This window comes from bacterium SCSIO 12741 (genome assembly GCA_024398055.1).
In the GTDB taxonomy this organism is placed as follows: Bacteria; Bacteroidota; Bacteroidia; order Flavobacteriales_G; family Salibacteraceae; genus SCSIO-12741.
Genome location: CP073749.1, coordinates 2,117,077 through 2,138,172 on the forward strand (window position 1 = coordinate 2,117,077; position 21,096 = coordinate 2,138,172).

At 45.6% G+C, this 21,096-nt stretch carries 8 protein-coding genes; 2 read left to right on the top strand and 6 right to left on the bottom strand.

Features of this window, described 5'->3' with window-relative positions:
- Positions 1 to 118 precede the first annotated feature (118 nt).
- From KFE98_09000 to KFE98_09025, 6 genes are all read right to left on the bottom strand, one after another.
- Complete coding sequence (locus KFE98_09000; GenBank protein ID UTW64257.1) at positions 119 to 5,020, bottom strand: gliding motility-associated C-terminal domain-containing protein; 4,902 nt, start codon at positions 5,018 to 5,020, stop codon at positions 119 to 121.
- Positions 5,021 to 5,237: 217 nt separating this feature from the next.
- The gene (locus KFE98_09005) at positions 5,238 to 9,299 is read right to left on the bottom strand and encodes a T9SS type A sorting domain-containing protein (GenBank protein UTW64258.1); all 4,062 of its coding nucleotides are present in this window, start codon (positions 9,297 to 9,299) and stop codon (positions 5,238 to 5,240) included.
- Positions 9,300 to 9,450: 151 nt separating this feature from the next.
- Entirely contained in the window at positions 9,451 to 13,368 is a 3,918-nt protein-coding gene (locus KFE98_09010; GenBank protein UTW64259.1) for a hypothetical protein, read from the bottom strand.
- A 43-nt stretch (positions 13,369 to 13,411) separates the two neighbouring features.
- Positions 13,412 to 17,329 carry a hypothetical protein gene (locus KFE98_09015; protein UTW64260.1) on the bottom strand — a complete coding sequence of 1,306 codons (3,918 nt, stop codon included), beginning with the start codon at positions 17,327 to 17,329 and terminating at the stop codon, positions 13,412 to 13,414.
- A gap of 268 nt (positions 17,330 to 17,597) precedes the next feature.
- The gene (gene rsmI / locus KFE98_09020) at positions 17,598 to 18,263 is read right to left on the bottom strand and encodes a 16S rRNA (cytidine(1402)-2'-O)-methyltransferase (GenBank protein UTW64261.1); all 666 of its coding nucleotides are present in this window, start codon (positions 18,261 to 18,263) and stop codon (positions 17,598 to 17,600) included.
- Positions 18,263 to 19,177 carry a hypothetical protein gene (locus tag KFE98_09025; protein UTW64262.1) on the bottom strand — a complete coding sequence of 305 codons (915 nt, stop codon included), beginning with the start codon at positions 19,175 to 19,177 and terminating at the stop codon, positions 18,263 to 18,265. Before KFE98_09025 ends, rsmI begins: the two co-directional genes overlap by 1 nt.
- Positions 19,178 to 19,338: 161 nt before the next feature.
- Between KFE98_09025 and KFE98_09030 the strand changes: the two genes are divergently transcribed.
- The gene (locus tag KFE98_09030) at positions 19,339 to 19,935 is read left to right on the top strand and encodes a thymidine kinase (protein UTW64263.1); all 597 of its coding nucleotides are present in this window, start codon (positions 19,339 to 19,341) and stop codon (positions 19,933 to 19,935) included.
- The gene (alr, locus tag KFE98_09035; protein ID UTW64264.1) at positions 19,932 to 21,059 is read left to right on the top strand and encodes an alanine racemase; all 1,128 of its coding nucleotides are present in this window, start codon (positions 19,932 to 19,934) and stop codon (positions 21,057 to 21,059) included. The genes KFE98_09030 and alr overlap by 4 nt, the downstream gene beginning before the upstream one ends.
- Positions 21,060 to 21,096 lie beyond the last annotated feature (37 nt).

Genomic DNA, 21,096 nt, shown 5'->3' on the forward strand with positions numbered 1-21,096 from the left:
GGGTCACTGGCTTTGTGTAATTCAAAGAACAGAAAAGTGATTCACAAGAAAATGAAAATAAAAAGAGGCCGACCCCGTAGGATCAAGCCCCTTCCTTTCTGCTACGAAATAGTCGTGGTTACTCGGATTCTCTAAGCAGAGTAATAGTTCCTTTCTCTTTGATGATGGTTTGATCCAGGTCTCTGATTTTGAGTTCGATGACATAGAAGTAGGTTCCGTCAGTTTGTGGAGCACCTGCTTGGTTGTCTCCTTTCCAGATCGGATCTTCTAAGGTCAACTTCTTCACTCTTCTTCCCCAACGGTCGTAGATAAAACCTTCGATGTTGTAGAAGTCACGCTTAAACCATTCCTTCATCACCTCTTCTCCATCGGCACAGTAGCAGGTAGCTACTCCATTGCTGTTGGGTCCACATGGGCAGTCTTCTGCCGCTGGAGTGATGATCGACCACCAGTCGTTCATGCCATCACCAAAGTCTTCACCCTTTTTCGCTGGGGTAAATACGTTCGGGAACTTAGGCTTAACGCGCTGATCAATGTCCATATCGATTTTTATACTGTCTCTACAGCCGGCATCGTTTACAGCGACCAACCATACATCGTAGGCTCCAAACAAATCGTACTTCACTTTCAACTCTGATTCAGGACCAGGGTGAGAAGTATAACGTCCGTGTGGGTCATACTCATCCCAACGTGATAGGGTATCTGCTGTTCCAAAGTATGGACCTGATGCAGTGTACCACTCAAAGTATCCGCCTCCGGATGAGGTGATGGTAGTATCTCCGTAGTTGCCTTGCTCGGTGATGTTTACATAAGTAACTTCTTCACCGATAAACTTCTTGTCTACCCCTGCTGGATTGGTTCTGATATCCGCATTTGGATTACCATAAACCTTGTAAGGAATATTCTGGAATCCTCTACCATCCACGCGGCTTACACACCCTGTGATGGTATCTACATAGCGGGCAAACACATAGTGCAATCCATTGCTGTTATCCAATCCTGGATATTCGAAAGTAGATCCGGTATCATCTGGAAGAGTAGACAGTGTATCTACATACCACTCAACGATCAATCCGGCTGGAGCATCTTTTACAAACAATCCCTGAATGCTATCCCCTTGACAGAACACAAAACGCTCTTCCACTTCTGGTAGCTCAATTTGTGCACGGTGGATCACCTTGGCTGAGTCAAAGGACAAACAGCCATACTCAGGGTGATTGGTCCGGTAGCGAACAGCAAACTGATACTTGATCGTACGCTCCTGTCCGGCAGGAATCTGACATGGACGGAATCGAGCAATGTGAGGAAGTGGCATCCATGAACCTCCATCCCAGAAGTTAAAGGCTAAATCTTCTATCGCATTCGGCCATCCTGAACTGGCTTTATCACCATAGCTCAACAGAATGTCGTTTCCGGGAATACCCAACTTGGTATCTCCTGTTCCTCCGATATTGATCCCTTTGGCAACTAAGAATTTGAAGGTGTCCGTTCTAATCTTGTTTGCCTGGATATCACAGAAGTCGTTACAGTAGTACATGTCCAGAATATCAATCTCCGGTGCTTCTACAACCGTGATTGGAATAGTGGCGCTGTTTCCACAGAATCCAGTTTTCTCAATCTTCAAGGTATAGCTACCCGTAGTTCCAAACAAAGCAGGATCAATCACACCACGTTGGGCGTCGATAATGGCGTTTGGCACTTCCAAACAACTCCAGATTCCACCTTTTCCTTCTACATCTACCGTATCAATGACTGGGTTACTCAAACAGAAGGAGTAGTCCAGGTAAGGTATACCGTTGTGTAAAATACCGTTGTAGGTCGTATCCCAGCCTGGGTGTACAGGTATCTCAAAGGTATCGGTGTTCCAACAGCCTTTGAATACAGTGTAGGTAAATACGGCTGTATCTACTTTACCACCCGAGGTGTTAAACTTAGTTCCATCGATGAAGTAAGCCATCTTTCCATTGGCATCTGGAATGGAGTCAACTCCATATCCTTTAAAGTATCCACCTGGAGTCTTGGCAATCAACTGCTGAAACGTAGTATCATTCCACAGGGCACACAAGCTATCCGGAGTTAACAATCCGGCATCTGGTTTTCCAACAATCGTTACCAGGTTACTGTCCTTATTGGCACAAGCATCTCCGGTTACTTCATAAACTACCCAGAAGGATCCTGTACCAGATACTTTAGGGTCCCAAAGTCCCAGGCGATTGTTGATGATGCCCGCACCAGACCAGTTACCACCTGGATTACTAATAGTAGGTGGTGTAGGAGAGGTGAATTGAATATATCCATTGTCGATACATTGAGGGTCAAGGGTATCTGGTTTTACGTCGTATTCATTCACCACTTTTACGGCTACATCGAGGGTGTCGGTACAAATTTGATAAAGCGAATCCTTTACAATAACCCGGTAGATAGGGGTAGTGGTCAAATTGACGTTAGCCACTGCTGAATCCAGGTTGGTTGCACCTACAAATCCACCATTTGGCTTAGGATTCCAGTCATAAGTAAACAAGCTGGAGCGCATACCAGAGCATGACCCGAATTGAGTTCTCGGAATGGTTTGCTGGGGATATCCACCTGACATAGCACCATTGCCACAAGCTCCTGGCCTCCAATTCCATTGTTGAGCGTAATATCCGGATGCATCATAGGTCACCGGGTCAAAGGCCATTTCGTGATGACCTGCATACCCATTTTGGTTTTGCCAGCACACTTCAACGATAATGTTCGAATTTCCATCCCAGTTGTACTGGTTGTCAAATACGTGAGTGTTCCATCCGAGTGTAGGAATTACGGCCTTGGGTGAAAAGACCTCAAACAATTGATTGGTGAGGAAGTTGTTGCCGACATGTTCATTCAAGCTGGTACAACCCATTTTGATTGTAAAGTTGTTGAACGGTGTGTACTGCGGACTACCTGGAGATCCGTAGATTTTGGTAATCTCCCAAGCGATGGACGAAATAGGTCCGGCTTCCATTCCACGGGCTTTTAAGTCTGAAGCCAGATAAATGAACTGTGCCTTGGCCGATGGGTTGTCACTACCATATACTACGGGTAGGTTAATGGAGTTAGCACCGTTTTTCAGAGAACCATTTCCACCAATATTGAAGTTCTTGGTCGTTCCCTGGCAAGGAAACTGAACGGTTCCACAAGGACCATAATCGATACTTCCCTGATCCACCCATAAATCGACTGTTCCATTCAAGCAGAGCAGGCTGTCGGATACCTTGGCTTGCATGTTCGTAGGAAAGGGTTGGGTGACTTTAACCCACATGCTGTCGGTTCGTTCACATCCCGCATCCGATACTACTTGAACTTCGAATTTGGTGTCTTTTGTAATTCCGGTAAAGTTGGGATTCTTGAGCGTGTCGTCGTTCAAAGTACCATCTCCACTCCAAGTGTAGGAGTATTTGAAATTGGGATTCGATGGGTTTACATCCAACTGGCCAGCCCCTGGATTACAGAGAAATAAATCGTTAGGCATATTCAAACTGAAGCTATCCACCACATCAATGACCAGGGTGTCAATTTTCTGGCAGGCGAGTGCAACAAAACAGCTTAATACCAAATCAGATTCTACGGTAAGGACCGTTTTTTGGGTCACTATAATGCTGCCCGTTGCTCCGGTATCGTTGATGGTGGTGTCCGGGAAAAAGTTTACTCCCGTTAGAAGCGGATCGCCGCTGATGGATTTCCAGTCATAGACCTGGCCGCCAAAGGCCTTGAATTTGAAGGTGTCTCCTGCACATATGGTTTGGTCGGGACCAGCGCTGGTAGCGTTTCTCACGTGAATTTCGAATACAGAGAATCCGTTTCCTGGAAAATCGCAGTTGTCGTCATCAAAAGCAATAAAAAAGTTCTTTACCGGGTTGTCACCAATAGTGGCAGTCCACTTAAACCGAACTATTTTTTTGTTTCGGGCCAATGGAATTTCAGTCATCTGAAGTCCTGGCATGGCCAGAGCCAGGTTATGCGTAACGTAAATGGAATCAAAATCTTGATCAACTAATGTATCTTCCCATTCAATGGTTTCTCCTTGACACACCTCCAGGGCATACCGGCCAATTTTGGTCGCCTTGCCTTTGATGTTTGAAACCCCGCTAACGTCTTTGGGAACCTTGTTTGTACAGGTGTTTACCGAAAACTGAATTTCCCTTCGGGTTTGGCCCTTGAGCCTACCTGTACATCGTTCATATTCATAGACCCAAAAGGCTACAATAAATTCTCCCGTGGTTGTCGGTTTAAAAGAAATGAGCCCGGAAGATGGATCCATGGTGATACCAGGAATTGGCTTTTGAATGGTGTAAGGTGGTGTTGGGTTGGCTGGTGTATTCGGCCCATAATAAGGCTGGGTGAATGAGTATACTAAACTGTCCCATTCCTGATCGTAGGTTCCAATTCCGTAGAAAACATCCTGACCGACACAAACGGAGGGCATAGGCTTGGCTTCGTCGGCAAAAACAGGTGCACTGTTCTTGGGAAAATCCAAAGTGTTGAAGGTGGTTACCAAATGGATGGGGTTACCATTGGAATTGGGATAATTGACCGAGCCATTTCGGCAGCAAGGTGTGGTTGTGGTAAATACCCAGCTATTACACTGAGACAGGGTTACCACCATCTCAAAGGTGTAAAGCTCATATCCCTTAGCCCCATTGGCTGAGGAACAATTCGTTTGTCTTTTGCGGCATACATCCGAAACATCCTTGGCTCCATTGGGGGCAGGGCGCTCTCCTGGCCCCGGAACATAATTTACTTTGGGTAGATTGAAGTTCTGGGTAGCTCCTGAAGAAGAACAAGTAGCCGTTACGGCTTGAAATTGGTTATTGAACCCAGCACCACCACAATAGCGAATAATCCCAACCGTGATTCTATACTGGTAGGTATTGGGCGCTGTACCAGGCCCAACATAGGTGTATTTAATGCTTCCTCCGGCAAAGTGAGAGGCTTCAGCCTCCATTCCGAAGAAGATCATCAGGCAAAGTAGCAGAGTGAGTTTGATGAATGATTTCATAGATATTGGATTAGTATTTGCTTGTTGCTTTTTAGACGCCTCTCGAGGAAGTGCGTTGCCTGATTTTTTAAAAAATATTTTTCTTAAGTTACTGAAGATCAGAGCATTAAATCCCTGCCTCGCCCATAACGGTGCAAGTGGGATTATTCAGTAGCAGATAAGATGTAAAGGCACCCAATTCAAGAACTTGAGGGCGCCGCTGGGTCAGTGACCGGCTCTATTTTGAGCCAATCACGAGCTTTTCATATCGGGTAGATCCCCCCGACTCCATTCTAATCATATAATTCCCTGTAGGTAATTCATGAGTTTCAATTAATATTTGGTGGTTGCTGTATTCTTTAGAGTCCAAATAAAAGAGCTGGACGCCAAGCATGTTGTACCCGGATATTTTCCATTCTTTAATCTCCGGATGTACACTTATCGTAAGGTGATCATAAGCCGGATTTGGAGCCAATCGCATCGACCACGGAGTGCCAAATTCTTCCATTATTGACGTGGTGGTATCACAATCTATTCGCGCAACGAAAGCAGAATCTGTAGAATAGCAGAGCGAATCTGGAATCGCACTGCGGTAGGCAATGGGGAATTGGTAGGAGATTTTATTCTTTACTCCCACAGGTAAGTTGCATGGACGGTAACGTCCAATATGAGGCAAAGGCATCCAGCTTCCACCATCCCAAAAGTTGAATTGAACATCATTGACCGCATTGGGCCATCCGGTTGCTTGTTTGGAGGCATAGCTCACCAGGGTGTCATTTCCAGGAACTCCCAATTGAATATCACCGGTTCCACCTGCATTAATTCCCTTAGGTACGTAAAGTTTAAGGGTGTCTGTGAATAGCTGAAATGCGGGGTTATTACAAGAATCTTTACACCAGATTTTTCCTGCGATGGCAATTTCAGGAGGACTAACTACGGAGATAGGAATGGTGTTGCTGCTCCCGCAAAATCCATTGTTTTCTACTTTGAGGGTGTAGCTTCCATCGATCAATAGACGAGGATCAAATACCCCGTTTTGAGGATCAACCATGGCGCTGGGCACTTCAATACAGCTCCATAGTCCATTACTTCCTCCTACTGCAAGCGAATCAGCGTGATCGGCAGCTGTACAGAAGCTGTGTACTACGTAGGGAGTTCCCTGGTTCAACACACCCAAATAGGTGCTGTTCCACTCTGGAAGAATTCGCACGCCAACAGTGGTGTCGGTAACACAGGCATCATTAATTCGGTGTCTGATCCAAACGGTGTCTTCTGGATAGGTGATGGGGTGGTAGGCCGACCCGTCTATGTAGTAGACTTTTCCGTTCGTTGTGAAGACGGAATCTACTCCGAGTCCACTCATATATCCTCCGGGAACAAACGGTGTCAGTTTGTTTTCAATGGTGTCCGCCGAGCCAACGCATAAGGAGTCGGTTAATATTCTTCCGTCCGGATAATCCTTGACAACGGCCAAAACACTGTCCTGATTTGCACAGGCATCTCCCGTTACAGAGTAGAGAATCCAATGCGACCCTATTCCAGCAATTTTGGGGTTCCAAACGCCATGAATAGAATCGGTAATTCCTGCGCCCTTCCAAACTCCACCAGGGGTAGGAGCGGTTAGTTGAGAGGGAGCCCGATCAAAACAAACGGGGTTTATTGAATCAGGGGTAGCATTGTATTGCGATACCACGTGAAGGTTGAGATAAGAAGTGTCTTTACAGGCTGGATTTAAGCTGTCGGAGATCACAACGTAGTATTGTTGTGCGGTAGCCAGGTTCGCCTGTACCTGAACGCTGTCGCCGGTACTTCCGCCAACAAAGCCACCACCTATTTTGGGATGCCAATCGTAGGTGTATCGGGTAGATCGCACTCCCTGGCAGGTACCAAATCGGGTTTGGGGTAGGTAGCCTATCGGAAATCCTGCGGAATAATTGGGCATAAGACAAGCCTTAGGATTCCAATTAAAAAGCTGGTAATAATAGCCAGAAGAGGCATAGTTGACTGCGTCAAAAGCCATTTCATGATCATCTGCAATACCGGTGGTATTTTCCCAGCAAATCTCTACGTATAAATTGGATTGACCATCCCAGGCATAAGGATTGTCAAGGGTGTGGTCATTCCATCCTAATTGAGGTGTATAGGACTTTGGGGAATACACTTCAACTAAGCCGGTTGGAAAGGATTGACCCGTTATTGCCGAAGCCGAAGTACAACCCATGCGAATGGTAAAGTTGTTAAAGGCGGGATTTGCCGAAGCCATTTTTTTGATTCTCCAGGAGATCGAATTGATGGGCCCGGATTGCATTCCTCGATTCTTTAAATCTGCCGCGGAGTACATCAAAATGGTTTTACTGGAAATCTTATTCGAGGCATAAATCACTGGATAGTTTAGTGAACTTCCAGAATTATTTAGGTTTCCTGATCCAATGGTAATGGTTTGATTGTTTCCGTAACAGTGGGCGTTGGTTTGACACGAGTATTGCGGTGATCCCTTGTACACCTGCAAATCGATCGTTGCGGACTGACAGATAAGCGTATCAGATGCCATGGCTTTCATGCCTATTGGAAACAAGGGGTTAGGTTGAATCTGAATGGAATCTACTCGATGACAACCTGAATCGGAATACACTTCTACATGAAAGGTGGTAGGGGTGGTTATTCCACTAAAGGTGGGGTTGGCAACGGTATCAGAATTGAGTAAATCGGCAGGAGTCCATCGGTAGGAATATCCTAAAGCAGGTTGTGAAGGAATCGCACTCAGGCTGCCGGATTGCGTATTACACAATACCTGGTTTGGCGAAGTGCTAAGGCTAAAACTATCTTCGGGTTGAACCAGAATTGTATCGTATACGCTGCAGATCGGTGATAGGGAGTCGCATGTACTAAGGCGGTCAATTTTAACCTGGAGTAAAGTGTTTTGAGTAGGTTTAAATTTGATACTTCCGGCTGTATCCTGATTCAAGGTATCTGGAAAGAAATTGCTTCCAACAAGAAGAGGGTCACCTGAAAGACTGGTCCAGGTGTAGTGCACTCCACCCACGGCTTTTAGCTGAACACCACTTCCCTTACAGGCTTTTGGGTTACCGGTTATTTTAGCCCCTGGAAGAATGGCTACTTCATGAACGGCATAATTTGTTCCGGGGTAATCGCATCGATCATCTGTAAATCGAACATGGAAAAACCGATTCCCAGTTTTCCCGATAATCGATACCGCGGGGATGGTATAAGTTACTAGGGCAATGTTGGAAGAGGGGTGGCTAACGGAATAATGAGCACCCGGTAAACGATCGGCTACATCACAATATACCCGAACTGAGTCGGAAGCATTAGCGTCTACAATCGAGTCGGAAAACGTAATCAGATTACCGTTGCAGGTTTCTACCTTAAAGTTGCTCTTCGAGGTGCCGTTGCTGAGGTTCATTTGACTGGTGATCAGCTCAGGAACACTATTGGTACCGATATAGGAAGAAAATTCAATTTCTCGAAGTACCTGGCCTTTTAGCTCACCACATTCGTCGTATTCTTTGATCCAGACTCCAGCCAAGAAATTACCAGAAACGGTAGTGTTGAAACTCATGATTCCTGTTGCTGTATCCAGCTTGAGTCCAAGTATAGGTTGCTGACAGGTATAAGGTGATTTTGGTGTTCCTATACAGGCCATTTCGTAAGTCAATTTGTCTCCATCGGGATCATAAGCCCCAATAGCATAGGAAAAGTTTTGGCCGGTGTAGATTACTTTTTTTGGAAGTGCCCAGTCATACAATCGGGGACTACTGTTTTTAGGGAACTTGTTTTTGTGTAAAGTGGCGGTGTACGTTCCGGTATTTGAAGTTGTGTTTATACTTCCCGCACGGCAGCAGGGGGTGGTAAAGGTAAGGGTGAGCAGTTGAGCGGAACCCACGGTTATTTCTCCTTCAAACATATGCGACTCGACTCCTGAAACATTAGAAGTAGAGGCGCATCGAGAGCTTTTGGCCGAGCACAAATCGGTTATGTCGCGGTTTCCGAAATTTGCAGGACGCATTCCGGGTTTGGCAACATACACAACCCGATTTAGAGTATAGGTCGTTACGCTACTACCGGCGGTTGCCGTTAAAACTACATTGTTGTTCGTGAAATTGGCTCCGGCACAATCTCTGAAAATCTCAGCTCTAACACGGTACTTATGGGTACCAGGTACGGAGCCGGGACCAACATAATCGTACTGAAGAGCACCGGAAGAAATGTGAGAGGCGTTTAGGGTAAAACAACCTGCAAAAAATAGGAAAACAGTAAGGATAAGATTAAGAGCTTTCATAGGACTGGCGTTTTGGTTAAGACGCAAAAAAAACGGCAGGGTTGATTATGAAATTGGAATTTCTGGCAAAAAATCTCAAGTAGAATCCCTAAGTAATTAGAAATTCTTTCAATGTAAGTGTTTGATGGTCAGTGTATTTTGGCTGTTATTTTTACCGCGATACCTGGAATGAAATTTCCAGGGGATTACCGTCAAGCATACCCACCAAACGGTAGTTTCCAATGGCTAAATGCTGAACATCCAATTCGATAATCTGCCCACTTTCGTCCTGATAAATGGAATACGACATGACCTGTTTTCCTTGCTCGTCCATAACCCAAAAAACACTCGGATTGTTAACCGCAAATGGAATCTCAATCACCATACGATCGCTGGTTGGATTCGGATAGGCCCGGATTTGTTTTTCAAGATCAATTTGGGTCATTCCTAAGCAGATCAATTCCACCATCACGTCAATCGTATCTGTTCGTTTACAGCCTTTAGCGTCCGTAGTGATCAATTGCAACGTGCCACTCTGAGTTTCAGTGATGACCTTTGAGCTTTTACCATTGCTCCATTGGTAGGTACTCCCCGGATTTCCAGCATCAATAACGGCAGGATTTCCGGTGCAACCAAGTACACTATCTGGAACGGCCTTACTCGGAATGGGATTTACATAAAAAGAATAAACGGCTGAATTACCGCAGTATCCATTGCTATCCAATCGGATTGAATGTGTTCCAACTCCGGCCAAGTAAGGCTTGAAATGGGTTCCGTTTACCCCGGGTCCACTCCAGGTGCCTCCAGGATGTTTCGCTTGCAACATGACTGTAGAATCGTATTCACAGAACACACGGTTTCCGGTATAGGTTGTGTCAAACACCGGGTCAACGCGTACCTGGAAGGAGGTGTCTTTTACGCATCCCGCTGAGCTGATGGCCTTGTAGTAAACCGTGGTTTGATCCGGATGATTGTAGGTAGCCAGGAAGTCCGGGTGATGGGCGTTGAAATTTCCGGTCAGGGAGTCAACCGCTTTTCCATAGAAGAATCCGGTGGGGTATTGAGCGATTAGCGCATTGATGGAGTCCCGCTCACAGAAAGGCCCGAAGGTGCTGATTGCAGCCACGGGGACTGGAGATCCGGTAACGGTAAGCGTATCGTAATATTTACAACCCAAAGAGTCGGTTAGTGTGGCTACTACTTGCGTGGTGCCTTTAGGAACTGTGAAGGATACTTGGGCTAGAGTAGGATCTGCAAATCGTGCTGCTGGTATCCAGGAATAGGATGTGGGAAGGGTGGATTGATGACTTGATGTAAGCGTTAATACTTCAGATTCGCAACTACTCGTGTCAGGACCAATGGACCATTTCGGATCTGGAAAAGAAATCAAGGTAATATTCGCCGTGTCCTTACACACACCTTCCTTGTACTGAACCGCAAGTTGGATGGTCGTGGTCTGCTGGACACCTGCCTTAGGGCTTGGTGATAATGAATCAGACAACACCGAAGTAGGTGACCAGGAGAATTGGTAGAGGTCCGAGGGATTTTGATTTAAGGTTTTGAAGGCCACCAAGGGGCGATGGTAATTCGATGCTTGGGAGACCATCTGACTGTTGCAAATGACCGGGGTAAAGTTGTGGTTATTGACGAGACTGCTTAAAAATTGGGTGGTGTCGTAATGAACAGTGGCATTTTTTCCAACCAAACCGAGCATGTCGTAACAGACTTCCACTACGATATTTGAATTTCCATCCCATTGGAAAGCCTGATTGAAATTTAGGTAATTCCAACCTGTGGTCAGCGCCAGGCTTTGGGAGTAATGGTAGGTGGATAATCCTTGTCTCCAAGCCAACATCGAAGTATCGTTTACATGGCCAATCTTCAAACTGTAATCAGTGATTGATTGGAGTCCATGAGGATCTTTGATGGAAAAGCCAACGGAGTAAATCTGATCCAGGCTATCTAACCCCAAAGCCAATAGATCGCTTTTCCGGTAGAGGTATTGCTGACGAGATTTTGAAATCGTAGTGCCAAACGGACATGGCCAGGACCTGATACCTACACCATGGGACAAATTGGTAGGAGTATTTGCTGTAATTACAGGTTCAAGAAAATCCAATAAACTGTTTTCTCTCGGATGCCCAAACGGTGATTGATTGGGGTCAAAAAGGTTAACCTTTAGGGGGACACTATCTCCCGAGCAGATTTGCTGCAACCCGGCTGAAATTTCCAAAGAATCCGGTTGGTGGAAAGTTTCCACTTGAATCGATTTCTCTTGAATGCATCCTTCATTGTTAGACACAATCGCGGTGTAAGTAGCAGTTAAGGAATCTCCAATGCTAGGGTTAGGCAAAGTGTCATTTGAAACCAAGTGACTCGGAGTCCATTTGTATTGGTAAGTGTAACCGCCAAGGTTGGGTTGGGCGGTCAAAGGAAAGCTTGTACCGTAGAAGCACAACGTGGTATCTGCACTGGTGTTCAGAGTGAATTTAGTGCCTGGTTTTATCCAAAATGTATCTCGTTTGGTAGTGGGTACACTGTTGCAGTTGAGGTATACCTTACCCGATAATTCAATTTGAGTGGGATTCATCACCCGAAAGTGGGCTTGAAAATTCGTATCGGTGGACGAGGTATCCAACCAAACATTCTGTCCTAATCCCGAGAAAACCAGTGTATCACCGCTAATTCTCCTCCAGGAATAGTGATTGCTTCCGTAGGTTTTTATGGATATGGTGTCACCCTGGCAATGCCTAAAGGTGTCGAGGGAGCCACCAAATTCAGTTTGCACCCCAACTCCATTATTGATGTAAATAGTATAGATCGTTGAACCTCTTCCGGGGTAGTTGCAGCGGTCGTCTGTAAAATCGGTGTGAAAGAAGGCCTTTCGAAAGATTTTAGTGGAACTCACGAAAAAGGTGTAGGTAGCCACAGACTGGTTTTTGCTAATGGATTTGATCGTCATGCTGCTTTGAGGAAATACGTCCTTCAACGAGCTTTTGAGGTAGACCGTGTCCGTAGAGTTGGGGTCGGTAAAGGTATCCTTGAAACTATTCCAGGTGCCTTCTTCTACACGGATGGCATTGCTGGATAGCTGCGTAGCACCCATTCCGGTGAGGTTTGAAATGGACGAAGCAACGGGTTGATTATTGTTACAAATGTTGGCAATGAATTGGAAATCTCTCAGGGTCTGAGCCTTCCATCTGCCGGTACAATGCTCGTATTCCTTCACCCAATAAGCAACTACTCGCTTACCCGCAGTGGTGGGTTTAACGGTGATCTTTCCAGTGAGGGTATCCAAGGAAAACCCTGCAGCCGGTTGGCGGTAAGTGAAGTTTCCTACATAATTGGCACAAGTGTTGGCCCATTGTAAGGCACAAGCCAAATTGTAGGTCACTGAATCTTTATCGAGATCATAAGCGGCAACGCTGTAGTGACTGGTTTGGCCAACACAGACATTGGGTCGCGGTCTGGCTTCATCGGTAAAATTGGGCGAACTATTCGTTGGGAAATTGAGGTTGTCAAATCGTGTTTCCACCCACATGCCTCCGGAATTAATGTTGGAGTTAGCTGTATTTCTGCAGCATTGGGGTTGGAAGCCAAGCGTCCAAGAATTGCAATGCACGAGAGAGATGATTCCAGAAAATTTATAGCGAACAAAACCTAGGACGGTTCCTCCACGGCATCGGGTATTTGGGGTGCGATTTGGATCAAGTACTTTATCACAAACATCCGATACTTCTTCAGAAACCAAAGTCGTGGTTCCCGACTGATTGCTAATTCCTGCGTAGGGTCCTCCAAATGGGGCAGGAGTTGGGGCAACAAATGCGAGGTTGGCTAAGGTATAAGTTGTATTAATGTTGCGGCTACTGCATTTTGCAGTGACCATTGCTGAAGGTACGTTGTACTGCGCTCCAGAACAATCTCTCAACACGGATACTTCTATGTAGTAGTTGCTCGTCCCTATGAGTGAGCCGGGCCCGATGTACTTATATTTTATGGCACCACCCGCTACGTGGGAAGCACTTGCTGACACAGCAAGAAGTACCAAAAAACTCAATAGGGTAAAACGGTTTATTAGGTCAGACTTCATTGCGTTGGATTTAATTCAAAAATAAAGATTTGAAATTTTCCGATTATCGCGATACCTGAAAAGCAATTTCTATCGGATTTCCATCAAGCATTCCAACTAATCGATAGCTTCCGATTGCCAAATGCTGAACATCAAGCTCGATATATTGGCCCTTATTTTGGTCAGCTATGGAATGACTCATCACTCGTTTTCCTTGGTTGTCAATGATCCAAAAAACGCCCGGGTTTTGAACCGTAAAAGGAATTTCAATCACCATGCGATCGCTGGTAGGATTTGGATAGGCTCGAATTCGATTTTCAAGATCAACTTGAGCAACTCCGAGGCAGATTAATTCCACCATCACGTTGATGGTATCGGTTCGCTTACAGCCTTGCGCATCCGTTGTGATCAACTGCAGTGTTCCGCTCTGTGTTTCGGTTATTACCTGAGAACTTTTTCCATTACTCCATTGGTAGACACTTCCGGGGTTTCCAGCGTCAATGATGGCAGGGTTTCCGGTACAGCCCATTACGCTGTCTGGAACGGCTTTACTTGGCATTGGATTTACATAGAAAGAATAGACTGCTGAATTGCCACAGTAGCCATTACTGTCAACCCTAATTTGATGAGTACCGGTTCCGGCAACATAAGGGCTAAAATGGGTTCCGCTTACTCCTGGACCGCTCCAGGTGCCACCAGGGTGTTTGGCCTGTAACATTACGGTAGAATCATTATCACAGAACATACGACTTCCGGTATAAGTGGTGTCAAATACAGGATCTACGCGTACCTGGAAAGAGGTGTCCTTTTCACAGCCAATTCCGCTTACTGCCTTGAAATTAATGGTGGTTAGATCCGGGTGGTTGTAGGTGGCCAAAAAGTCTGGATGATGGGCGTTGAAATTACCGGTGATGGAATCCACCGATTTTCCGTAGAAATACCCGCCTTGAAATTGAGCTTGTAAGGCGTTAATCGAGTCACGCTCACAGAATGGTCCAAAGGTGCTAATGCCTGCAATTGGTACAGGTGACCCGGTTACCACCAGGGTATCGAAATATTCGCATCCCAAGGAGTCCGTTAACTTGGCTATTACCTGGGTTTGTCCCGAAGGAACGTTGAAGGATACTTGAGCCAGGCTCGGATCTACAAATTGAGCTGCCGGGCTCCAGGAGTAGCTTGCTGGAAATGGTGATTGATGACTGGAAGTAAAGGTTAGTACTTCAGCCTCACAGGTGGCCGTATCTGGTCCAATTGCAAATTGAGGATCGGGAGAGGAGATCAACGTGATCTGTGCAGTATCTGGGCAAACTCCCTCTTTGTACTGAATGGCCAAGCCGATGGTGGTGTTTTGGGTAATGCCCGCTTTCGGATTTGGAGCTAATGAATCAGAAAGAACATGGCTCGGTGTCCAGGTATAATCATAAAGGTAGGATGGATCATTTCTCATGGTCTTTAACGCAATCATTGGCAACTGATACGCAGAACTTAGAGACAGCATTTGGTTGGTACAAATAGCGGGAGAAGAGGCTTGATTGGTTACGATGTTGCAGAGGTAACTGGTGACACCATAATAGACAGCTGGGTTATTTCCGGTTACTCCATTTCGATCGTAACACACTTCTACAATAAGATTGGACTTGCCATCCCATTGGAATCCTTGATTAAAATTCAGGTAATTCCAGCCTACATGCAGAGATAGGTTTTGAGAATAATGGACTGCTGTAAGTCCTTGGTTCCAACCACTAACAGCCGTATCACTCGTAAGTCCGATTTTCAAATTGTAATCGGGAATGGAGTTTACTCCGTGAAGGTCGCGTATCGCAAAGCCCAAGGAATAAATGAAATCCAAACTGTCTAAGCCCATGGCGATCAAGTCGCTTTTTCGGTAGAGATATCGTTGCCTTGCTTTGGAGGTAAGCACTCCAAATGGACATGGCCAGGACGCTGCAGATTGAGCTGAAGACGTGTTGAAGGGTGTACCTGAAGGAGTTGCTGGCTGAAGTATGTGGAGCAAGCTGTCTTCCCGAGGGTGCCCAAAGGGAGATTGTGTCGGATCGAAGAGGTTAACGTTGATTTGGACACTGTCGCCAGCGCAAATATGCTGTGTGTTGGTTGTAAGAACGAGTGAATCTGAACGCTGGAAGGATTTAACGAAAACAGATTGGGTTTGAATACACCCTTCATTGTTTTCTACGGTTACGGTGTAGTTGGCACTCACTGAATCGCCTACCGTTGGAGAAGCAATCGTGTCATTGGAAACCAGATTGGAGGGTTCCCATTTATATTGATAGGTGTATCCGCTCAAATTGGGTTGAGCCGAAATTCCAAAACTCACTCCATCGTAACAGAGTGCGGTGTCTGAACTGGTGCTCAGGTTAAATCGAGTTCCGGGAATGAGCCAGAAAGTATCTTTTTTAAGGGTGGCAGTGTTGTTGCAAAAGAGGGTGGCCAGGGCGGAGACTTCCACTTGAGTGGGGTTTTGCACCTGGATGTGCGCCTGAAAATTCGTGTCGCCCGGCACCGTGTCCAGCCAAATATTTTGACCCGGGCCCGAAAACTTAAAGGTATCTCCTGAAATGCTTTTCCAAGTGTAGTGATCGCTCCCTGATAATTCAATCAAAGAAGTGTCTCCCGTGCACAGATTGAAGGTGTCATTGATTCCATGAATATCGGCAAGCAAACCTCCGGCACCGTCAATAAGCAAGGTGTAGGTAGTGATGCCTTGGCCGGGAATATCGCACCTGTCGTCTGTGTACCTGGTTTGAAAGAAAATCTGTCTGGAGATCGCTAAGGAAGGCACAAAAAAGTTGTAGGTAGCTACCGATTGGTTTTTACTTAAGGAGGTAATGGTCATCGAACTTTGTGGGAATACATCTTTTAGTGTCGAGGTGAGGTATACCGTGTCAACCGTATTTGGATCGGTAAAGGTGTCTTTAAAACTGACCCAAGTTCCTTTTTGAACCTTAATCTTTCGATCGCCCAATCGGACGGCACCATTTCCGGTAAGTGCTGATACGGAAGCAAATTGAGCAGGTTTGTTTGCACAGAGATGAACATTAAATTGGAAATCCCGCAGCGTTTGAGCCTTCCATCTACCCGTACAACGTTCGTATTCTTTCACCCAATAGCCAATCATCCGTTTTCCTGCACTCGCAGGTGTTAAAGTGATTTCACCGGTAACGGTATCCAAATTAAAATTTGCCACAGGTTGCGTATAACTGAAATTGCCAACGTAGTTAGCACAGGCGGTAGGAGATGTTCTAACGCAAGCCAGGTTGTAGGTTATAGAATCATGCTCCTGGTCTTGCACGGCCACGCTGTAGTAACTCGTTTGACCAACACAAACATTAGGACGAGATCTTTGATCCTCCAAAAAATGGGGAGAACTGTTCGTCGGGAAATTCAGGTTGTCGAAACGAACTTCTACATACAGGTTAGCCGAATTGATATTGGCGTTACCCGTGTTTCGCCCACCCGTAATGGTGTGACCAAGGGTCCAATAGTTACATTGAGTTAAGGTGATGAGGCTTGCATACTTAAAGCGCATGTAGCCTTGAATCGTACCTCCTCTGCAGTTGGTTAAAGGATTCTGATTGGGGTTAAGTACTTTATCACAAACATCAGAGACTTCCTCAGCAACCATCGTCGTAGAACCCGATTGCTGGCTGATTCCTACATAGGGACCTCCAAATGGAGTAGGTGTGGGGGCTACAAAAGGCAAATTACTGAGGGAGAAGTTGGTGACCGTTGATGAACCACTGCATTTGGCAGTGACTGCTGCTGTGGTCACGGTGTAGGCAACACCCGCACAATCTCTTAATACGCTTGCTTCAACATAGTATTGATAAGTTCCAGGGGTAGAACCTGGGCCAACATATTTGTATTTAATGGATCCTCCTGCCACATGGCCGGCAAATAGATCGATTGAGTTTAGGGTTAGTAGGCTGATTAATAAAAGGGTACAGGTAAGGATGGATTTCATAATGCTGGGACTTTAATTCAAAACTATGGATTTTAATGGGTGAACTTAGAGGGTTGCCTTCAGGTTGGTCGACTGCCAATTTATGAGGCTCACTGATTTGGATTAAGTTATTGTTAATCAGTTATTTGTAACTGCCTTCGAAAAATGAAAACAACGTGATTTATAAACCCGAAATAAAAAGAGGCTAAAGGAAATCGTAATTTGACAAATTCAAACTGGGCTTTTAGCTAAAATACTACGGAAATGATTGCTAAACAGGGTATTTAGCTCATCCTACGCCGGCCAAAACCACTACGATTTCACCTTTTACAGTCTTCTCGCTATAGTAGTCATGTACCTCTTGGAGGGTGCCTCGAACGGTCTCTTCATGAATTTTGGTGATCTCTCGAGAGACAGATACTTTACGCTCCGAACCAAAGATTTCGATGAACTGGTTCAAAGCTTTTACCAAGCGATGTGGTGATTCGTAGAAAACCATGGTGCGGGTTTCTTCCTGCAGGCTCAGCATCCTTTTTTGCCGTCCTTTTTTCTGAGGTAGAAACCCTTCGAATACAAATCGATCGCAAGGCAACCCGCTATTGACAAGGGCAGGGACAAAAGCAGTTGGACCAGGTAGCGTTTCAACTTCCAAATCCATTTCCACACAGGCACGAACCAAAAGAAATCCAGGATCGGAAATTCCGGGTGTTCCTGCATCGCTCACCAAGACCAGATTCTCCCCAGCGGCCAATCGATCCGTTACCCGATGGAGGGCTTTGTGTTCATTGTGCGCATGAAAAGCAACCAGCGGTTTACTGATACTGAGATGTTGAAGTAGCTTGGATGTTTGCCGGGTATCTTCTGCCAGGATAGCATCACATTCCTTCAGGCAGCGAATGGCTCTCAGGGTAATGTCTTCCAGGTTTCCGATGGGAGTCGGTACCAGGGTAAGCACTAGAGGTACCTCCTTTCAATGATTTCGAGAAACCCTTGGGTTACTTCGTCCTCATCATCCCATTTGTAGAGAGCACGGTACTTGGCATCAATCAACCTTTGGGCGTCAGAATAACTTTCCAGGTGATTGAATTCGTTTAAAGCCCGAACAAACTCTTCGCCGTCTCCATTAAAGAGCTCGTTGGCGTAGTAGAATCGTTCATTCAATCCGAAGGCCTGGCGTAAATCTTTAATCGGACTTCTGGCCAAGCGGTCAGCCAGGGTTGTTTCCTCGGGCTGAGATTCGTTGATAGAAGGCTGAGTAGAGATCTCAGGCTCAGCAGCCAATATCTCGTCAATAATCTCTTCGCGAGACTCGGCAGTCAATTCTTCCGGAGCTTCTTCAGCGGTTTCTGAAACAGCTTCCTGTACCGGTTCTTCCGACACTTCTTCGGCTTCAAGCTCAATTTCTGGCTCTGGCTCCTCCTCAATTTCGATATGAGCTTCCACTTCAGTCGTCGAAACTTCGATAATCACCTCTTCCGGTTCTTCCACAGATTCTGATTCAATCACCGTTTCCTCAGAACTTGATTCCAAAGCAGGTTCTTCGGGATCATCTACCAAAACAGGAGGAGTGGAGGTTTTCTGATCCCGAGCCATGTCGGAGAAAATTTCCTCACTCATTTCCTCGGCCACCTGATGCTGAACCACACGATCCATCACCTCACGGTCTACCGATTTGTGAATAGCCGTTCCAAGAGTCGGGTTTTCTACGAAATAGCGAAATAGGATTAAGGCTTCTTCCAGCTCCAGAATGTAGTGCTGGTATTCTTCAATTTCGCGCAGGTCGTGACGTTCTTCCAACTTGGGAAGCATGGAGAACTCCCGTTGAAGTCGTTCTATTTTTTTAGCCAGTTCGAGCGCTCTTGAATTCATGAAGTAGCAACAAATTTATTTTATAAAATGACAAAGCATCGTAAATATTGCCTCTTTCTATTAACAAGAAGGATGCCGAGATCGGGAGCAAGGAAAATTTATGATTTAACTTGAACTTTAAAATTGAAACCCTCCTTCTCCTTTTATTAGTTTTGCCCCACATGTTTCTTGAAGACAAAATTACCAAAGAGCACAAAGTTGGCTGGATCGAAGTAATCTGTGGATCTATGTTTTCCGGAAAAACGGAAGAGCTTATCCGCCGTTTAAAAAGGGCCCAATTTGCCAAGCAAAAGGTCGAAATTTTTAAGCCGGCTGTAGATACTCGCTACGATGATGAGGAGGTGGTTTCTCACGATGAAAACAGCATTCCTTCAACGCCTGTCCCTTCTTCTGGCAACATTCTCATTTTGGCAAATGATGTGGAAGTGGTGGGAATTGATGAAGCTCAATTTTTTGACGATAATCTTCCTCAAGTTTGCAATCAATTGGCCAATAGCGGTGTTCGCGTAATTGTGGCAGGGTTGGATATGGACTTTCAAGGTCGCCCATTTGGACCCATGCCTCATTTGATGGCCATTGCAGAATACGTAACCAAGGTGCATGCGATTTGTGTGCGTACCGGTAAGTTGGCCAACTTTTCTTACCGCACCAGTGAAGGGGAAAGTCTGGTGGAATTGGGCGCCCAGGAGAATTACATTCCACTTTCGAGAGAGGCTTATATGGAAGCCTTGAGCGAAGACCAAAAGGAGGAAGAGTGAAGCAACTCGCCTTGCATAAGACCAGGCAAACTGTCCTCGAAATTGACCTAAAGGCCATCCTCAAAAACTTTGATCATTTCCGCAATCAGGTAGGCCCTGAAACTTCCTTTGTAATGGTGATTAAGGCCTTTGCCTATGGAGCTGGTATTAAGCATATTGCCAAACTGTTTGAAGGTGAAAAAGTCGCCTACCTGGCGGTAGCTTGTGTGGATGAAGGGGTGGAACTCAAGGATGCTGGCATTACTCAAGAGATTATCATTCTCAATCCTGAGCGAGATGGTTATTCCCAAATGATTGAATATGGCCTTCAACCGGTGCTGTATGATCTCGACTCCTTACAAGCTTTTTCAGAAGAATTGGCCGCTTTTCGATCCTATCACAAACCTTATCCGGTCCACCTTAAGTTGGATACAGGGATGCATCGTCTTGGATTTGAAGAAAAAGACTTAAACCAGTTGTGTTCCTTTTTGATGAACAACGAGTCGATGCTGGTTAAAACGGTATTGTCGCACTTGGTGGCCAGTGATAAACCTGCCTTTGATGATTTTACCCAACAACAATTTCAGCTTTTCGAACGGCTTACTTCCATATTAACCCAAACCTTGGGCTATGCTCCAAAACGACATATTCTCAATAGCGGTGGAATTGAACGATTTCCCAATCATGCCTACGAATTAGTTCGCTTGGGTATAGGGTTGTATGGAATTTCGTCGGATCAGGCCAATTTGCAGAATGTCTATACCTGGAAAACCAGAATTACTCAGCTAAAAGAGGTGAAAAAAGGGGACTCAGTGAGTTATAATCGTAGTTGGGTAGCCCAAAGAGATTCTAAGATTGCTGTCATTTTTGTCGGTTATGCAGATGGGTTAAACCGACGCTTGGGCAACGAAAACTGGAGCCTTCACTGGAAGGATAAGAAAGTGCCTATTGTGGGCGATATATGCATGGATTTGTGCATGGTAGATGTTACGGATGTTGCCGCAGAGATTGGGGATGAGTTGATTATTTTCAATTCTCAGCAAGAGGTCTATGACATGGCCAAGATTCTTGGCACCATTCATTATGAGGTTTTAACCGGTATTTCTAAGCGGGTTAAGCGGGTTTACCTGCCCGAAAAAAATTAAGATCTGAATTTTGGCACACTTTTTTAAGCTCTTCCGT